The sequence below is a fragment of the Mycobacterium paraense genome, from assembly GCF_002101815.1.
GTDB classification, from domain to species: Bacteria; Actinomycetota; Actinomycetes; order Mycobacteriales; family Mycobacteriaceae; genus Mycobacterium; species Mycobacterium paraense.
Map to the genome: position 1 here is coordinate 361,989 of NZ_LQPM01000013.1, position 14,601 is coordinate 376,589.

General features: G+C 68.6%; 18 protein-coding genes. 9 read left to right on the forward strand and 9 right to left on the reverse strand.

What is annotated here, in order from left to right:
- Positions 1-43: 43 nt before the first annotated feature.
- Positions 44-1,546, reverse strand: a complete 1,503-nt coding sequence (locus AWB89_RS13760; RefSeq protein WP_085095946.1) for a sensor histidine kinase — start codon at positions 1,544-1,546, stop codon at positions 44-46.
- Between the two features lie 7 nt (positions 1,547-1,553).
- Positions 1,554-1,769 (reverse strand): biotin/lipoyl-binding carrier protein, encoded by a 216-nt coding sequence (locus tag AWB89_RS13765; RefSeq protein WP_068233869.1) that lies wholly within the window; start codon positions 1,767-1,769, stop codon positions 1,554-1,556.
- Between the two features lie 198 nt (positions 1,770-1,967).
- Between AWB89_RS13765 and AWB89_RS28445 the strand changes: the two genes are divergently transcribed.
- Positions 1,968-2,042: a 50S ribosomal protein bL37 gene (locus AWB89_RS28445; RefSeq protein WP_003416889.1), complete on the forward strand. Its 75-nt coding sequence runs from the start codon at positions 1,968-1,970 to the stop codon at positions 2,040-2,042.
- Positions 2,043-2,061: 19 nt separating this feature from the next.
- Here AWB89_RS28445 and rsrA read toward each other — a convergent pair whose 3' ends face one another.
- Complete coding sequence (gene rsrA / locus AWB89_RS13770) at positions 2,062-2,364, reverse strand: mycothiol system anti-sigma-R factor (RefSeq protein ID WP_085095948.1); 303 nt, start codon at positions 2,362-2,364, stop codon at positions 2,062-2,064.
- Positions 2,361-3,011 carry a sigma-70 family RNA polymerase sigma factor gene (locus AWB89_RS13775; protein WP_162293312.1) on the reverse strand — a complete coding sequence of 217 codons (651 nt, stop codon included), beginning with the start codon at positions 3,009-3,011 and terminating at the stop codon, positions 2,361-2,363. The genes rsrA and AWB89_RS13775 overlap by 4 nt, the downstream gene beginning before the upstream one ends.
- Before the next feature lie 242 nt (positions 3,012-3,253).
- Here AWB89_RS13775 and AWB89_RS13780 point away from each other — a divergent pair, with 242 nt between their 5' ends.
- Both AWB89_RS13780 and AWB89_RS13785 read left to right on the forward strand, forming a co-directional pair.
- Entirely contained in the window at positions 3,254-4,102 is an 849-nt protein-coding gene (locus AWB89_RS13780) for an SDR family oxidoreductase (RefSeq protein WP_085095952.1), read from the forward strand.
- Position 4,103: 1 nt separating this feature from the next.
- The gene (locus AWB89_RS13785; RefSeq protein WP_085174304.1) at positions 4,104-4,583 is read left to right on the forward strand and encodes an aminoacyl-tRNA deacylase; all 480 of its coding nucleotides are present in this window, start codon (positions 4,104-4,106) and stop codon (positions 4,581-4,583) included.
- A 46-nt stretch (positions 4,584-4,629) separates the two neighbouring features.
- Here the strand turns inward: AWB89_RS13785 and AWB89_RS13790 are convergent, their stop codons facing one another.
- The 3 genes from AWB89_RS13790 to AWB89_RS13800 form a co-directional block, all read right to left on the reverse strand.
- Positions 4,630-5,121 carry a DUF6632 domain-containing protein gene (locus AWB89_RS13790; protein ID WP_142282531.1) on the reverse strand — a complete coding sequence of 164 codons (492 nt, stop codon included), beginning with the start codon at positions 5,119-5,121 and terminating at the stop codon, positions 4,630-4,632.
- Between the two features lie 140 nt (positions 5,122-5,261).
- Positions 5,262-5,573: an NmrA family NAD(P)-binding protein gene (locus AWB89_RS28395; protein WP_308206664.1), complete on the reverse strand. Its 312-nt coding sequence runs from the start codon at positions 5,571-5,573 to the stop codon at positions 5,262-5,264.
- A gap of 192 nt (positions 5,574-5,765) precedes the next feature.
- On the reverse strand, positions 5,766-6,380 hold the full coding sequence (locus AWB89_RS13800; RefSeq protein WP_085095958.1) for an HdeD family acid-resistance protein: 615 nt from the start codon (positions 6,378-6,380) through the stop codon (positions 5,766-5,768).
- Positions 6,381-6,493: 113 nt separating this feature from the next.
- Here AWB89_RS13800 and AWB89_RS13805 point away from each other — a divergent pair, with 113 nt between their 5' ends.
- A complete protein-coding gene (locus tag AWB89_RS13805; protein ID WP_174627832.1) occupies positions 6,494-7,915 on the forward strand; it encodes a phytoene desaturase family protein in 1,422 nt (473 codons plus the stop codon).
- Between the two features lie 85 nt (positions 7,916-8,000).
- Positions 8,001-8,231 (forward strand): hypothetical protein, encoded by a 231-nt coding sequence (locus AWB89_RS13810; RefSeq protein WP_085095962.1) that lies wholly within the window; start codon positions 8,001-8,003, stop codon positions 8,229-8,231.
- Between the two features lie 8 nt (positions 8,232-8,239).
- On the opposite strand, the gene AWB89_RS13815 is transcribed toward AWB89_RS13810, so the two are convergent.
- Positions 8,240-9,106, reverse strand: coding sequence for a 3-hydroxyacyl-CoA dehydrogenase family protein (locus tag AWB89_RS13815; protein WP_085174313.1), 867 nt, complete (start codon positions 9,104-9,106; stop codon positions 8,240-8,242).
- A 177-nt stretch (positions 9,107-9,283) separates the two neighbouring features.
- Between AWB89_RS13815 and AWB89_RS13820 the strand changes: the two genes are divergently transcribed.
- Together AWB89_RS13820 and AWB89_RS27970 are read left to right on the forward strand one after the other, a co-directional pair.
- Entirely contained in the window at positions 9,284-10,672 is a 1,389-nt protein-coding gene (locus tag AWB89_RS13820) for an HNH endonuclease signature motif containing protein (protein ID WP_085174315.1), read from the forward strand.
- A 599-nt stretch (positions 10,673-11,271) separates the two neighbouring features.
- Positions 11,272-11,499, forward strand: a complete 228-nt coding sequence (locus AWB89_RS27970) for a hypothetical protein (protein ID WP_241520492.1) — start codon at positions 11,272-11,274, stop codon at positions 11,497-11,499.
- 20 nt (positions 11,500-11,519) lie between these two features.
- Here AWB89_RS27970 and AWB89_RS13830 read toward each other — a convergent pair whose 3' ends face one another.
- Positions 11,520-12,287 (reverse strand): SOS response-associated peptidase, encoded by a 768-nt coding sequence (locus tag AWB89_RS13830; protein ID WP_085174317.1) that lies wholly within the window; start codon positions 12,285-12,287, stop codon positions 11,520-11,522.
- A 43-nt stretch (positions 12,288-12,330) separates the two neighbouring features.
- Here AWB89_RS13830 and aroA point away from each other — a divergent pair, with 43 nt between their 5' ends.
- Together aroA and rsgA are read left to right on the forward strand one after the other, a co-directional pair.
- Positions 12,331-13,623 carry a 3-phosphoshikimate 1-carboxyvinyltransferase gene (aroA, locus tag AWB89_RS13835; RefSeq protein WP_085174319.1) on the forward strand — a complete coding sequence of 431 codons (1,293 nt, stop codon included), beginning with the start codon at positions 12,331-12,333 and terminating at the stop codon, positions 13,621-13,623.
- A complete protein-coding gene (rsgA, locus tag AWB89_RS13840; protein WP_085174321.1) occupies positions 13,620-14,600 on the forward strand; it encodes a ribosome small subunit-dependent GTPase A in 981 nt (326 codons plus the stop codon). The genes aroA and rsgA overlap by 4 nt, the downstream gene beginning before the upstream one ends.
- The last annotated feature ends 1 nt before the right edge of the window (position 14,601 follow it).

Below are 14,601 nucleotides of genomic sequence, written 5' to 3' on the forward strand. Positions count from 1 at the left end.
GGCCGCGACGGTCGTCGAGCCGCACGGGTGCGTCAGCACTTAGCTACAACAGCAACCGGGTCCGGCGGCCGATCGGCACCCGCAGCACCACGTCGGTGCCCCGGGCGGCGGCGTGCCGCATCCCGAGCGTGCCGTCCAGCTCGGCCGACACCAGCGTCCGCACGATCTGCAGGCCCAGGCTGTCGGAGTTCTCCAGGCTGAAGCCGTCCGGCAGTCCCCGCCCGTCGTCGTGCACGACGACGTCGAGCCAGCGCGCCGAGCGCTCGGCGCGAATCGTCACCGAGCCCTCCTGGGCCGCCGGATCGAAGGCGTGCTCGATCGCGTTCTGCACGAGTTCGGTGATCACCATGATCAGGGCCGTGGCGCGGTCGGAGTCCAGCACGCCCAGGTCGCCGACGCGGTTGATGCGGATCGGCCGGTCGACCGAGGCGACGTCGTTCATGATCGGCAAGATCCGGTCGATGACCTCGTCGAGGTTCACCTGCTCGTCCACCGACATCGACAGCGCGTCGTGCACCAGGGCGATCGACGACACGCGGCGCACCGACTCGATCAGCGCTTCCCGCCCTTCGGCGTTGGCGGTGCGGCGGGCCTGCAGGCGCAGCAGCGCCGCCACCGTTTGCAGGTTGTTCTTCACCCGGTGGTGGATCTCGCGGATGGTGGCGTCCTTGGAGATCAGGGCCCGGTCGCGGCGCTTGACCTCGGTGATGTCGCGGATCAGCACCGCGGCGCCGGCGCTGGCGCCGTGCACCACCAGCGGCAGCGTCCGCAGCAACACGGTGGCGCCGCCGGCGTCGACCTCCATCCGCATGCTCCGGCCGCCGGCCAGCAGGTCACGGACGTGCTCGGCCACCTCCTGCGCCTCGAACGGGTCGGAGATCAGCGGGCGGGTCACGTCGACCAGGTGGTGTCCCTCCAGCTCCGACGTCAGGCCCATCCGGTGGTAGGCCGACAACGCGTTGGGGCTGGCGTAGGCGACGACGCCGTCGACGTCGAGGCGGATGAAGCCGTCGCCGGCCCGCGGCGTGGAGCGCGACATGACGACGTCGCCGGAGTCGGGGAAGGTGCCCTCCGCGAGCATGTGCACCAGATCGGTGGCGCAGTCGCGGTAAGCGGTCTCCAGCTGGCCGGGCGTGCGGTCGGCGGCTTCCGCGGTCTGATGCCGCGTCACCACCGCCACGACGTGGCCGCCGTAGCGCACCGGCGACGACTCGACGTGCTGGCCGGGCAGTTGCCATGAATGTTGTTGGGCGCCATTGCTTTCCCGCGGGGTGGCGCCCGGGTTGAACGTCTCGTCGACGAGCGGCAGCCGATCGGCGGCGACGACGGTGCCCACGGCGTCGGTCTGCAGGACCGTGGGCGCGGTGTTCGGGCGGCACTGAGCGACGCACACCAGCACGCCGTCGTCGCGGCGAACCCACATCAGGTAGTCGGCGAAGGACAGGTCGGCCAGCAGCTGCCACTCCCCCACCACGGCATGCAGATGGTCCACCGCATTGCCCGGCAGCATCGTGTGCTCGGCAAGCAGGTCACCGAGAGTGGACATCCAATCCTTAGCTGATCACGGCGATGAGGTCACCCGCCTGGATGACATCTCCCACCGCCACACTCACCTTGCTGACGGTGCCGTCGACCTCGGCGAGAACGGGGATCTCCATCTTCATGGACTCCAGCAGCACCACGGTGTCGCCCTTGCCGATCTGGTCACCCTCGCTGACAACAACCTCGAGCACGCTGGCCACGATCTCGGCGCGAACATCCTCCGCCATCTTCACCCCACTCGTCCGCATGCTGGCTGCTGGTGCATCAAGGTCATGTATATCGAACCACAGGACCGGTCCGGACCGCGGGACGCGGGGCGTTACACCGCAGGCGGCCGGCCGTGAGACACTGTGAGGCAAGCTAACGGGCGCCCGGCGCCCGTTTTTGACGGACAACGAGTCACGAAGCAATCACGGAGGATGACGATGGCCAAGCGTGGCCGGAAGAAGCGCGACCGCAAGTACAGCAAGGCCAATCACGGCAAGCGGCCCAATTCCTAGCCCGAGTTCCGGCTAGGCGCTACTCGCCTCCGCGGATGATGGTGGTCCGGCGGATCTCCAGCCGGAGGCGTTCCTTGAGGCCCTCGGGGGCCTTCTCACCTGTGCATTTCGTCGCGATGAGGGCCTTGAGCCGCTCCTCGATCCCGTAGTGCTGGAAGCAGCCGGGGCACGCCTCGAGGTGCTGGCGCAGCCGCTCCTTGGCCTCGGGCGTGCACTCGCCGTCGAGCAGGGTCCATACCTCGGCGATCACCTCGGCGCAGCCAAGGCCGTGGGAGTGGCTGTCGTCTGCGCGCGGCTCGGTGGGACCGGCGAACTCGCTCATGACGACACCTCCTCGTGCGCTTGCTGACCGCGGGCAAAACCACGCTCCTTGGCCACGTCGGCGAGCAGGCCACGCAGTTGACGTCTGCCACGGTGCAGCCGTGACATTACCGTCCCGATCGGCGTATCCATGATCTCTGCGATTTCCTTGTACGGAAATCCCTCGACGTCGGCGTAGTAGACGGCCATCCGGAACTCCTCCGGCAAGGCCTGCAGCGCCTCTTTGATCTCGTTGTCGGGCAGCGACTCCAGCGCCTCGACCTCCGCCGAACGCAACCCGGTCGAGGAGTGCTCGGCGTTGGACGCCAGCTGCCAGTCGGTGATCTCCTCGGTCGGATACTCGGCCGGTTGCCGCTGCCTCTTGCGGTAGCTGTTGATGTAGGTGTTGGTCAGGATCCGGTACAGCCACGCCTTGAGGTTGGTGCCGGCCCGAAACGAGCGGAATCCCGCGTAGGCCTTGACCATCGTCTCCTGCAGCAGGTCCTCGGCGTCGGCGGGGTTGCGCGTCATGCGCAGCGCGCCGCCGTAGAGCTGGTCGAGCAGCGGAATCGCGTCGCGCTCGAAGCGCGCGGTCAGTTCCTCGTCGGTTTCCTCGGGCGGTGCCGGCTCCGGTGTGTCCACGTCGGTCGCGCCGTCAATATCGGCCATTTCGATTAACACGGTCCCTTCTGCAGCGGTGTCGCCGGGCGGCACCGGAGGCGCCGCCGGACGCTCAAGCAGGCACGTCGCCGTTGGCACCAGGCTGCTCCTCCCAATCTAAAGGCTGCCCCCGACAGTGTCTGTCCGGGCTGCGCATCTGCATCAGAAACCGACTTCTTTAACAGCGCCAGGCGGCCCGCTATTTCCCGGGCCGAATCCGACCCGTTCGGCCGTGACGTTAATGTGACGCCATGTCCCTGAATGGCAAGACCATGTTCATCTCTGGCGCCAGCCGCGGTATCGGCCTGGCGATCGCCAAGCGCGCCGCGCAGGACGGCGCCAACATCGCGCTGATCGCCAAGACCGCCGAGCCGCACCCGAAGCTGCCGGGGACGGTGTTCACGGCCGCGAAGGAGCTCGAAGAGGCGGGCGGACAGGCCCTGCCGATCGTCGGGGACGTCCGTGACCCGGACTCGGTCGAGTCCGCGGTGGCCAAGACCGTCGAGCAATTCGGCGGCATCGACATCTGCGTCAACAACGCGTCGGCGATCAACCTGGGCTCCATCACCGAGGTGCCGATGAAGCGGTTCGACCTGATGAACGGCATCCAGGTGCGCGGCACCTACGCGGTGTCGCAGGCCTGCATCCCCCACCTGAAGGGCCGGGAGAACCCGCACATCCTGACGCTGTCGCCGCCGGTGCTGCTCGGCAAGGAGTGGCTGAAGCCGACCGCCTACATGATGGCCAAGTTCGGAATGACGTTGTGCGCGTTGGGAATTGCCGAGGAAATGCGCGAGGCGGGCATCGCGTCGAACACGTTGTGGCCCCGCACGCTGGTGGCGACGGCCGCGGTGCAGAACCTGCTCGGCGGCGACGAGGCGATGGGCCGCGCCCGCAAGCCCGAGGTCTACTCCGACGCGGCCTACGTCATCCTCAACAAGCCCGCCCGCGAGTACACCGGCAACATGCTGCTGTGCGAGGACGTGCTGGTGGAATCCGGCGTCACCGACCTGTCGGTGTACGACTGCATTCCCGGCTCCAAGCTGGGCGTCGACTTCTGGGTGGACGGCGTCAACCCGCCGGGGTACACCGGGCCGTAGCTTGGCGACGCCGGGCATCGCGGCGCTGGTCAGGGCCGGCGTGCCGCACGAGGTCGTCAAGTTCTCGCACGATCCGCGCGAATCGTCGTTCGGCCTCGAGGCGGTGCACGCGCTGACCGAAGCCGGCGGCATCGCGCCGGCGCAGATCTACAAGACGCTCGTCATCGCGGTGCCCGACGGCCTGGCTGTCGCGGTGCTGCCGGCCGGGTCCCGACTGTCGCTGAAGGCGGCCGCCGCCGCGCTGGGGGTCGCCAAAGCGTCCATGGCCGAACCGGCGGCCGCCCAGCGGGCCACCGGTTACGTCGTCGGCGCCATTTCGCCGTTCGGGCAGCGCCGGCCGCTGCCCACGGTCGTCGACGCCGGCGCGCTCGCCTGGGAGCGGGTGTACTGCAGCGCGGGCCGGCGCGGCTGGGACGTCGCAGTGTCACCCCGGGACCTGATCCGGCTGACGGGCGCGGTGACCGCCGACATCCAGGCCTAGCGGACACGACTCGACGCGCATGACAGCGCTGCCCGCGCAGAATTCCTCACGCCCCGATGTTGTCGGTTGCCCGCGACGATTGCCGCTTGTCCGCGCGACGCCACAGGTAAATGCCCAGCGAAAGGATCAGCACAAACGGTATGTCGGTGAGAAACTTGCTCCAATAATGATCGAGCTCCGTCCCCGCCTGCGCGACCATCAACAGCCCATGCGCGAGGTTGGCCCACATCGTGAAGTTCAGAAACGACCCGTAGCAGCGCGGGTCGCGGGCGGCAAGCAGCAGGAAGACCCCCCACACGATGTAAATCACCATCAGCATCGGCGGAACGTGCAGATGCTCACTGCCGCAACGCACGTCGTTCCAGATCGTCCAGTTGAACGCCCCGCCGTGCTCCGCGAGCAGCGGTGACTGCGATATGAAGCCCACGAACAGCGCCACAAATATCGCCAGCGTCAAGACGCCATAGGCACGCAGGAAAATCCGGAATCCCGCCTGCCCTCGAGACGGATCCCGCTGGGTCTCTGGAATTGCGCTCATTGCTGTAGTCCCTTCGGTAGCCGTAGACGACATCCGGCGCCGGCGAACGACCGACGTCGTGAACCCGACCGGATGTCCGTCCTGTCGCCCAATACCGAGGAGCCGGCGCGGCGAAACTCATCGCCACGAGTCCACCCGTTTCAGCCGCGCCGACAAGTCCTCGACGCGGCCAACCGGCTCGCGGGTGCGCATGCCTTGTCGCCGTTGGGGTTTCGGGCGACCGCGCGAACCATATGCCGCTGCTCGAGAAGGGTGTCGACGACGGCGCCGCCTTGCCGGCCGGCCGCGCCGGTCACGGTGATCGGGGCGAACCCAACAGGTTCGCTACCCATTTCGGCGGGCCTCCCGCCGGGCGCCGAACGCGATTTCATGCTCGCGAACGAACTCCTCCACCGACTGGGGCGGCGCCTCGCCGATCGTTTCGCCTCGAGGTAAGCACTCGCTTTACCCATACGGAGGCGGCGCGGTTCACAAACTCATCGGTTACCCGATGACGTACCACCGGCAGGTCGGCCGATCGCTTGCGCGGCGGAGAATGTTGCCGGGGCTGTCTTGCGGTCCAGGCCTAGCACGTTCGCGAGCGTAACGCCACTACGAAAATCTGGGGGAAATTTCGCAGTGGCGTTCCGCTCGCGGCCAAGAAATTACGCCACGGTGCCCGAACCGGCGGCCCCGACGGTTTCCGCGACGCGCTTGCCCCGGCTGCGGACCTGGAACGCCGAGACCACGTCCATGACGCCGATGACGATCAGCCACCAGCCCGCCACGAGGGCCAGGATCGCGATCGAGCGCAGCGGCGAGATGATCATGACGGCGCCGCCGATCACGATGATCAGCCCGGACAGCGCCTGCCAGCCGCGGCCGGGCATGTGGTCGAACGACAACGCCGCGGCCAGCAGCGTCATCCCACGGAACAGCCAGCCGATGCCGATCCAGATGGCCAACAGCCAGACCGCCTCGAATTCTTCGCGGAAGCAGAAGAAGCCCAGCACCAGCGACACCACGCCGGTGATGAACGACAGCACCCGCATTGCGACACCGGCATGCGTGCCGAACGCGGCAAACATGTATCCGACCCCGGAAACCACCAGGTAGATGCCGAACAGGACACCCGCAACGAACAGCGTCTTGCCTGGCCAGACCAGGACAATGACACCCAGCGCCACCGCGGCGACGCCAATGAGCAGAAGCAGCTGCCACGCGCTGCGAGCAAGCTGCTGCAGTGGACCTTCAAACACGGTCTGTTCGCGATTCGTCATGCAAATATGATTCGCCATCGCAATCGCGAAGAAACTGTCCCTAGCGACACGATTCGGTATCGCGCGCGGGTACCGCGGACAAAGCCAAGGGAAAACTCCTGTTGGATGGTGCCATGAGTACCGCGGTGGTGGTGGGTGGCGGGCCCAATGGGCTTGCCGCCGCCATCTGCCTGGCCGCCGAGGGCGTGCAAGTCACGGTGCTCGAGTCCGCCGACGACGTCGGCGGCGGCGCGCGCAGCTCCGAGGCGATCCTGCCCGGCCTGCTGCACGACCACTGCTCGGCGATCCACCCGATGGCCGTCGGATCGCCGTTCCTGGGCCGCTTCGATTTGCAGCGGTACGGCCTGACCTGGCGCTGGCCGGAGGTCGATTGCGTGCACCCCCTCGACGGCGGCGGCGCCGGCGTGCTGCACCGCTCGGTGGAGGAGACCGCGACCGGCCTCGGGCGCGACGGATCGCGCTGGCGGCTGGCGTTCGGCTACGCGGCCCGCCGGTTCGACGCCCTGAGCGACGACATCATGGGTCCGCTGCTGCGGGTGCCGCGTCATCCCCTGATGCTGGCCCGATTTGGCGTGCCCACCCTGCTTCCCGGGTCGACGTTCGCGCGGCTGTTCTGCACCGACGAGGGCCAGGCGTTGTTCGGAGGAGTTGCAGCCCATGCCTTCCGGCCGCTGCACTACCCGATGACGTCGGCGATCGGGATGGGCATCATCGCCGCGGGCCACCGGCACGGCTGGGCCGTGGCCGAAGGCGGATCGCAGGCGATCACCAACGCGATGGTGGCGCTGCTGACTGACCTGGGCGGCAAGATCGAGACCGGCGTCCGGGTCAAGGCGGCGGCACAGCTGCCGCCCGCGGATGTCACGATGTTCGATCTGGCGCCGGGCGCGGTCGCCGGGATCCTCGGAGATCGCCTGCCGGGCCGCGTCTCCCGCCCGTTCGCGAGTTTTCGCCGGGGCCCCGGCGCCTTCAAGGTCGACTTCGCCGTCGAGGGCGGCGTGCCGTGGACGAACCCGGATGCGCGCCGGGCCGGCACCGTGCACCTGGCCGGGACGTACGCCGAACTGGCCGCGACCGAGCGGGAGATCCATGCCGGGCGCATGCCCGAGCGGCCGTTCGTGCTGGTTGGTCAGCAGTATCTGGCCGATCCGCAACGCTCCGTGGGCGATACGCACCCGGTGTGGACCTACGCGCACGTCCCCAACGGTTACGCCGGGGATGCCACCGCGGCGATCATCGCGCAGATCGAGCGATTCGCCCCGGGTTTCGCCGAACGCGTTGTCGGGCAAGCGGTTCGCTCGACGACGCAGATGGCCGCCTACAACCCCAACTATGTCGGCGGCGACATCATGACCGGCGCCAAGGACATTCGCCAGCTGACCTTCGGGCCACGAATCACACTGTCGCCGTACTCCCTTGGGGTGCCCGGCATGTACATCTGCTCGGCGGCCACCCCGCCCGGTCCGGGCGCGCACGGCATGTGCGGCGCCAACGCCGCGCGGCTCGCGCTGGCCGACCTGACCCGGCGGGCATAGCGCCGGGTCTTGCGCGAGTGTAGTCAAGTGACTACACTCGCGCTATCGCGTGGCTACACGCAGCAGCACAGGAGGATTGGGTCAGATGAAACGATTCGTCGCCGCCGGCGCACTGGCATTCGCGGGGTTGATGACCGTCGGCGTGGGCGTCAGCCACGCGGACACCATTCAGACCGAGGGCAGCTATCCCACTCGGGAAGCCTGCCAGGACGCCGGCCCGGGCGTGAAGTCGTCAACCCCGGGGGACTGGAACAACTTTTGGTGTGTCCGGGACCGTACGGCCGCCGGCCAGTGGCGCTTGGTCCTGAGCAACTGAGCGTTGCATCAATACGTGTAGAAGCCCTCGCCGGTCTTGACGCCGAGCTTGCCGGCGTCGACGTAGCTTTGCAGCAGTTCGCGCACGCTCTCGGGTAGGTGCGGGAACTCGGCGGCGTAATGGTTTTCGATGTCCAGCACGACGTCGAGGCCGACGAGGTCCATCATCTGGAACGGCCCGGCCGGCACACCCCAGTTGACCCTGAACATGCCGTCGACGTCCTCCGGGCGGCCCACGCCCTCGGCGACGACGGCCAGCGACTCGCGTTTGATGGCCGCCCAGATGCGGTTGAAGATGAAACCGGTCGATTCCTTGCGCGCCTCGAAGGGATGGACGCCGAATTCGGGCAGCACCGTCAGCAAGGTGTCGAGCAGCCCGCGGTCGGTCTGCCCGTCGGACATCAGGTCGACGGCGTTGACCTCCGGCGGCATGTAGAAGTGCATGTTGCACAAACGTGCTTTGTCCCTGACGTTTTCGGCCATCAGGCGCGACGGGTACGACGACGAGTTGGTCGCGAAGATGGTGCCCGCCGGCGCCGCCCGGTCGATCTGGCCCCACAGGGGAACCTTGATCTCCAGCTTCTCCGGCACCGATTCCACGGCGAGCCAGGTGCCGTCCAGCGCCTCTTCCAGCGACGCCGCCGCCGTCGCGACGCCCACGTCGCCAAAGCCCCTGTGCTGCACCACCCTTGGCAGGGTCTCCGCGACGTACTGCGTTGCGGCCGCAAGCTGCTCGGCGCGGCGCGCGTGGATTCGCACGGTGCCGCCACGGCTGGCGAACATCACCGCGATGCGGCGGCCCAGCGTTCCCGCCCCGATCACCGCCACCGGGCGGTCGCGGATGTCCTCGAACGTGTAGGTGTAGGAGGCAGACACCCTCGCATCATAAGGTCGCCGCGTGGCGCACCGATCTCTTGGGCCACTGTGGTTTCACTGGCCCCAGTGATTCGTGAGTGTTGCACCATGGCGGCGCGTCCAAATCACTTGCGCCACTGTGGTTTCAGTGGCCCCAAGGGGGGCGTTTTTGTCGGTGGGTGTTCGTAGGTTGGGGGCATGCGTGCAAGCAGTCGTGAGGAGATCGTCGAAGTCTTCGACGCGCTCGATCACGCTGTGGACCGCTTGTGCGCGTTGTCCTTTGACGTGTTCACCACCCCGGAGCGATTACGCGCCCTGGAGCGCCTGGAAAACGTGGCGCGCCGCCTGCGCGCACCCCAGCACGGGTTGATCAACCAACTCGAGGCCCAAGCCAGCAAGGCCGAGCTGGGCGGCACGCTGCGCTCGGCGCTGGCCGACCGGTTACACATCACCAAAACCGAGGCCGCCCGGCGCATCGAGGAGGCCCAGGACCTCGGTGAGCGCCGCGCACTGACCGGTGAGCCGCTGGCCCCCACACTGGCCGCGACCGCCGCCGGCCAACGCCAGGGGTTGATCGGCGACGGACATATCAAGATCATCCGCAGCTTCTTCACCCACCTACCCCCCGAGGTGGACGTGTTCACCCGCGCGCACGCCGAAGCCGACCTGGCCGCCAAAGCCCGCGACTACCGCCCCGACGAGTTAGCCCAATACGCCCAACGCCTCATGGCCCTGCTGCACCCCGACGGAGACTTCAGCGACGCCGAACGCGCCCGCCAACGCGGCATCACCCTGGGCGCGCAGCAATGCGACGGCATGTCACGCCTCAGCGGACTGATCACCCCGGAGCTGCGGGCCGCCATCGAAGCCCTGCTCGCCAAACTCGCCGCCCCCGGAGCCTGCAACCCCGACGACGACATCCCGGTCGTCGATGCCACCCCCGAGCAGGAGGCGGTGCGGCGCGATCAGCGCTCCCCAGGCCAGCGCAACCACGACGCATTTTTGGCCGGGCTGCGCGGCCTGTTCGCCTCCGGGAAACTCGGCCAGCACAACGGGCTACCGGTGTCGATCATCGTGACCACCACGCTCCAAGATCTAGAGGCGGCCGCCGGCAAAGCGCTCACCGCCGGCGGCACCCTGGTCCCCATCTCCGATGTGATCCACTGGGCCGGCCACGCCCACCACTACCTGGCGATCTTCCACAACGCCAAAACCCTGGCGCTGCACCACACCAAACGGATCGCCTCACCCGCCCAGCGCATCATGCTCTACGGCCGCGACCGCGGCTGCACCAAACCCGGCTGCGACGCCCCCGCCTACCACAGCCAGGTCCACCACATCAAAGGCTGGACCACCACCCACCGCACCGACATCGACGACCTCACCCTGGCCTGCGGCCCCGACAACCGCCTCGCCGAACAAGGCTGGACCACCCGCACCAACACCAAAGGCCAAACCGAATGGATCCCCCCACCACACCTCGACCGCGGCCAACCCCGCACCAACACCTACCACCACCCCGAAAAACTCCTCCACCCCGACAACAACGACGACGAGGACGAGGACGACAGCCCGGGTGCGGCGTAACCCGGATGGCTCACCCGGCGCGGCTTGCCCGCTGCCAGGCATGTCGTCGCCCGCGGGACGGTTGGCCGCGCGGATAATGCGGCAGGCGGACCAAACGCATAGGAACTGTCGCATGGGCAAGACGAGCCGTCGGGAGGACGCGTGAACGACAACAGCGCGGCGAATGTGGTTGCCAGACCTGGCGGTTCGGCGCGCGTGGCGCGGTGGGCTGGCACGTTGGGATTCGTCGTCCCCGCGATCACGCTTGCGGTTTATCCGATTTGGTCATTCCCGACAACTCAGACGTCGGGTACGGAAGTGGCGCTGTGGGCCACGACTCACCACGATCGGTTGGTGGTGACGATGCTGCTCAATACCGTCGGCGTCACGCTCTGGCTTGTATTCGGCGCTGCGGTATGGACCTACCTGCGTGACCGACTTCCCCCGAGATCGACTCTTTCGGCGTGCTTCGCAGCCGGCGCCATCGCGTTCGTGACCCTATTGCTCAGCGGATTCACCGCGTTCGACGTCTTGCTCTACCGACACCACAGTGCTGAGACGTCAACACTGCTCTACGACCTCACCTTCGGATTGCTGGCAATGTCGGGAAGCCCACCACCGTGGCGCTGGGGTCGTTCGCGTGTGCCGTGTACGTCCACCGGGTGCTGCCGCGATTTACCGCTCACCTCGCGAGCGCCGGCGCCGCAATCCACCCCCTGCTTCTCGCCGCGTTCGTCATCCATGACGGGCCGCTTTCGCTCGAGGGTTTCTCGATTACGGCAATGCCGGCTTTCCTGTTCGTCTGGATTCTCGGAACCGCACTCGCGATGCCACGCGAGGCGGAGTAATCCAGGAGCCCTTATCCCCGCTACAGCAGCTTCATCTGCTCCGATTGCTCCTCGACCGGTGCGAGCAGCTCCGGGCCGTTGTTGCGCACGCTGTTGACCAGGGTCGACACCTCGCGCATCCGGATCCCGCTGACGTCGGGCGCGCGGGCCAGCAGCTCCTCGTCGACCGGGGCGTCGGGGTTGAGCCAGCGGTCCCAGTCCCGCTCCGGCACCACCAACGGCATCCGGTCGTGGATCTCGGCGAGCTCCCCCGGGGCGTCGGTGGTGATGATCGTGCAACTCAGCAGCGGTTGAGCGTCCTTGTCGTCTTTGGGCTTCCACACCGACCACAGTCCGGCCATGAACAGCGGCTCGCCATCCTCGCGGTACATGAAGAACGGCGTCTTGCGCGACTTGTTGCCGTCGCGGTCGGGGTTGACCCGCCATTCGTAGTAGCCGTCCATCGGGATCAGGCAACGCTTGGACTTGGCGCTCGCGCGGAAGGCGGGCGAGCTGGTGACTTTGTCGGCGCGGGCGTTGATCAGCATCGGGCCCTTACCCTCCGGCCCCCCGTCGGGGCCGGCCTTGGCCCACGGCGGGATCAGGCCCCAGCGCATCAGCCGGACGCGGCGGGTGGGATCGTCCTCGGGCTCGGCATGCCGGGTCACCACGGTCGCGATCGTCGTGGTCGGCGCCACGTTGAAGTTCGGGGCTGCGGCGTTGGGCGCGGCTCCGGTGGCCTCATCGATCGCCTTGATCTTCTCCGCCAGCTTCGCCGGATCCGTCGTGACTGCAAACCGCCCACACATAGCTCCCATGGTTGCAGAACGCGGGACAGGCGATGATGTACCCGTGACCACGTGGACCGCTCCGCACGCCGCCGCACCGGTGCACGCGACCGTGACCGTCCCCGGCTCGAAGTCGCAGACCAACCGGGCGCTGGTGCTGGCCGGGCTGGCCGCCGCCCAGGGACACGGCGCGTCCACGATCAGCGGAGCGCTGCGCAGCCGCGACACCGACCTGATGATCGGCGCCCTGCGCACCCTGGGCCTGCGCGTCGACGGGGAGGATTCCGAACTGACGGTCAGCGGCCGGATCGCCCCCGGGCCCGACGCCACGGTGGACTGCGGCCTGGCCGGAACCGTCCTGCGGTTCGTCCCGCCGCTGGCGGCCCTGGCCGACGCCGCGGTGGAGTTCGACGGCGACGAGCAAGCCCGGGCCCGGCCCATCGCGCCGCTGCTGGACGCGCTGCGCGGCCTGGGCGTCAAGATCGACGGCGCCGGTCTGCCGTTCCGGGTCCACGGCAACGGATCGGTCGCCGGCGGGACCGTCGCCATCGACGCCTCCGCGTCGTCGCAATTCGTGTCGGGCCTGCTGCTGTGCGCGGCCTCGTTCACCGAAGGCCTGACCGTCCAGCACACCGGAGCGCAGCTGCCGTCGGCGCCGCACATCGCGATGACGACGGTGATGCTGCGACAGGCCGGCGTCGACGTCGACGACTCCGTCCCGAACCGCTGGCGGGTGCGCCCCGGCGCGGTCGCGGCCCGGCACTGGGAGGTCGAACCCGACCTGACCAACGCCGTCCCGTTCCTGGCGGCAGCCGTGGTGACGGACGGGTCGGTGCGCGTCACCGGCTGGCCGGCCAGCAGCGTGCAGCCCGCGGACAACATCCTGGGCGTCCTGGGCAAGTTGAATGCCGTTGTGACGCAGTCTGCTTCGTCCCTGGAGGTGCGCGGCTCGGCCGACTACCCCGGCTACCCCGGATTCAATGTCGACCTGCGCGCCGTCGGCGAGCTGACGCCGTCGGTGGCGGCCCTGGCCGCGCTGGCCACGCCCGGCTCGGTGTCGCGGCTGACCGGCATCGCCCACCTGCGGGGGCACGAGACCGATCGGCTCGCCGCGCTGAGTGCCGAGATCAACCGCCTGGGCGGCGACTGCGCCGAAACGCCCGACGGCCTGGTGATCACCGCGACGCCGCTGCGGCCCGGCGTTTGGCGCGCCTACGCCGACCACCGGATGGCGATGGCCGGCGCGATCGTCGGGCTGCGGGTCGCCGGGGTCGAGGTGGACGACATCGGCGCGACCAGCAAGACGCTGCCGGAGTTTCCGCAGCTGTGGGCCCGCATGCTGGAGCCCGGCATGTGAGGCCGGGCGACTACGACGAGTCCGACGTCAAGGTCCGTTCGGGCCGGGGCTCGCGACCGCGCACCAAGACCCGACCCGAGCACGCCGACGCCGAGGCGGCGATGGTCGTCAGCGTCGACCGGGGCCGCTGGGGGTGCGTGCTGGGCGGCCGGCCCGATCGCCGGGTCACGGCCATGCGCGCCCGCGAACTGGGCCGCACGCCGATCGTCGTCGGCGACGAGGTCGACCTGGTCGGCGACCTGTCCGGGCGGACGGACACGCTGGCCCGCATCGTGCGCCGCGGCGAGCGGCGAACGGTGTTGCGGCGCACCGCCGATGACACCGACCCGACCGAACGGGTGGTGGTCGCCAACGCCGACCAGCTGTTGATCGTGGTGGCGCTGGCCGACCCGCCGCCACGCACCGGGCTGGTCGACCGGACGCTGATCGCCGCCTATGCCGGTGGCCTGGCCCCGATTCTGTGCCTGACCAAGACCGACCTCGCGCCGCCGGAGCCGTTCGCCAAGCAGTTCGTGGACCTCGACCTGACGGTGGTCGCCGCCGGCGTCGACGATCCGCTGCTCGCCGTGGCCGATCTGCTGGCCGGCAAGATCACCGTGCTGCTGGGCCATTCCGGCGTCGGGAAGTCGACGCTGGTGAATCGCCTTGTGCCCGAGGCGGATCGGGCCGTCGGTGAGGTGACCGAGATCGGCAGGGGCCGGCACACCTCGACCCAGTCGGTGGCGCTGCCTCTGGAGGGATCGGGCTGGGTGATCGACACCCCTGGGATCCGCTCGTTCGGACTGGCCCACATCGCGCCCGACGACGTGCTGATGGCCTTCTCGGACCTGGCCGAGGCGATCAGCGACTGCCCGCGCGGCTGCGGGCACATGGGGCCGCCCGCCGATCCGGAATGCGCGCTCGACACGCTGTCCGGGCCGGCCGTCCGCCGCGTCGCCGCGGCCCGGCGGCTGCTCGCGGTACTCAATCAGACTTAGC

What these genes read in the sequence shown, in the direction of transcription:
- AWB89_RS13760 (WP_085095946.1), bottom strand. Translation starts at nt 1,546, where the DNA reads ATGTCCACTCTCGGTGACCTGCTTGCCGAGCACACGATGCTGCCGGGC.
- AWB89_RS13765 (WP_068233869.1), bottom strand. Translation starts at nt 1,769, where the DNA reads ATGGCGGAGGATGTTCGCGCCGAGATCGTGGCCAGCGTGCTCGAGGTT.
- rsrA (WP_085095948.1), bottom strand. Translation starts at nt 2,364, where the DNA reads ATGAGCGAGTTCGCCGGTCCCACCGAGCCGCGCGCAGACGACAGCCAC.
- AWB89_RS13775 (WP_162293312.1), bottom strand. Translation starts at nt 3,011, where the DNA reads ATGGCCGATATTGACGGCGCGACCGACGTGGACACACCGGAGCCGGCA.
- AWB89_RS13780 (WP_085095952.1), top strand. Translation starts at nt 3,254, where the DNA reads ATGTCCCTGAATGGCAAGACCATGTTCATCTCTGGCGCCAGCCGCGGT.
- AWB89_RS13790 (WP_142282531.1), bottom strand. Translation starts at nt 5,121, where the DNA reads ATGAGCGCAATTCCAGAGACCCAGCGGGATCCGTCTCGAGGGCAGGCG.
- AWB89_RS28395 (WP_308206664.1), bottom strand. Translation starts at nt 5,573, where the DNA reads ATGGGTAAAGCGAGTGCTTACCTCGAGGCGAAACGATCGGCGAGGCGC.
- AWB89_RS13800 (WP_085095958.1), bottom strand. Translation starts at nt 6,380, where the DNA reads ATGACGAATCGCGAACAGACCGTGTTTGAAGGTCCACTGCAGCAGCTT.
- AWB89_RS13805 (WP_174627832.1), top strand. Translation starts at nt 6,494, where the DNA reads ATGAGTACCGCGGTGGTGGTGGGTGGCGGGCCCAATGGGCTTGCCGCC.
- AWB89_RS13810 (WP_085095962.1), top strand. Translation starts at nt 8,001, where the DNA reads ATGAAACGATTCGTCGCCGCCGGCGCACTGGCATTCGCGGGGTTGATG.
- AWB89_RS13820 (WP_085174315.1), top strand. Translation starts at nt 9,284, where the DNA reads ATGCGTGCAAGCAGTCGTGAGGAGATCGTCGAAGTCTTCGACGCGCTC.
- AWB89_RS13830 (WP_085174317.1), bottom strand. Translation starts at nt 12,287, where the DNA reads ATGTGTGGGCGGTTTGCAGTCACGACGGATCCGGCGAAGCTGGCGGAG.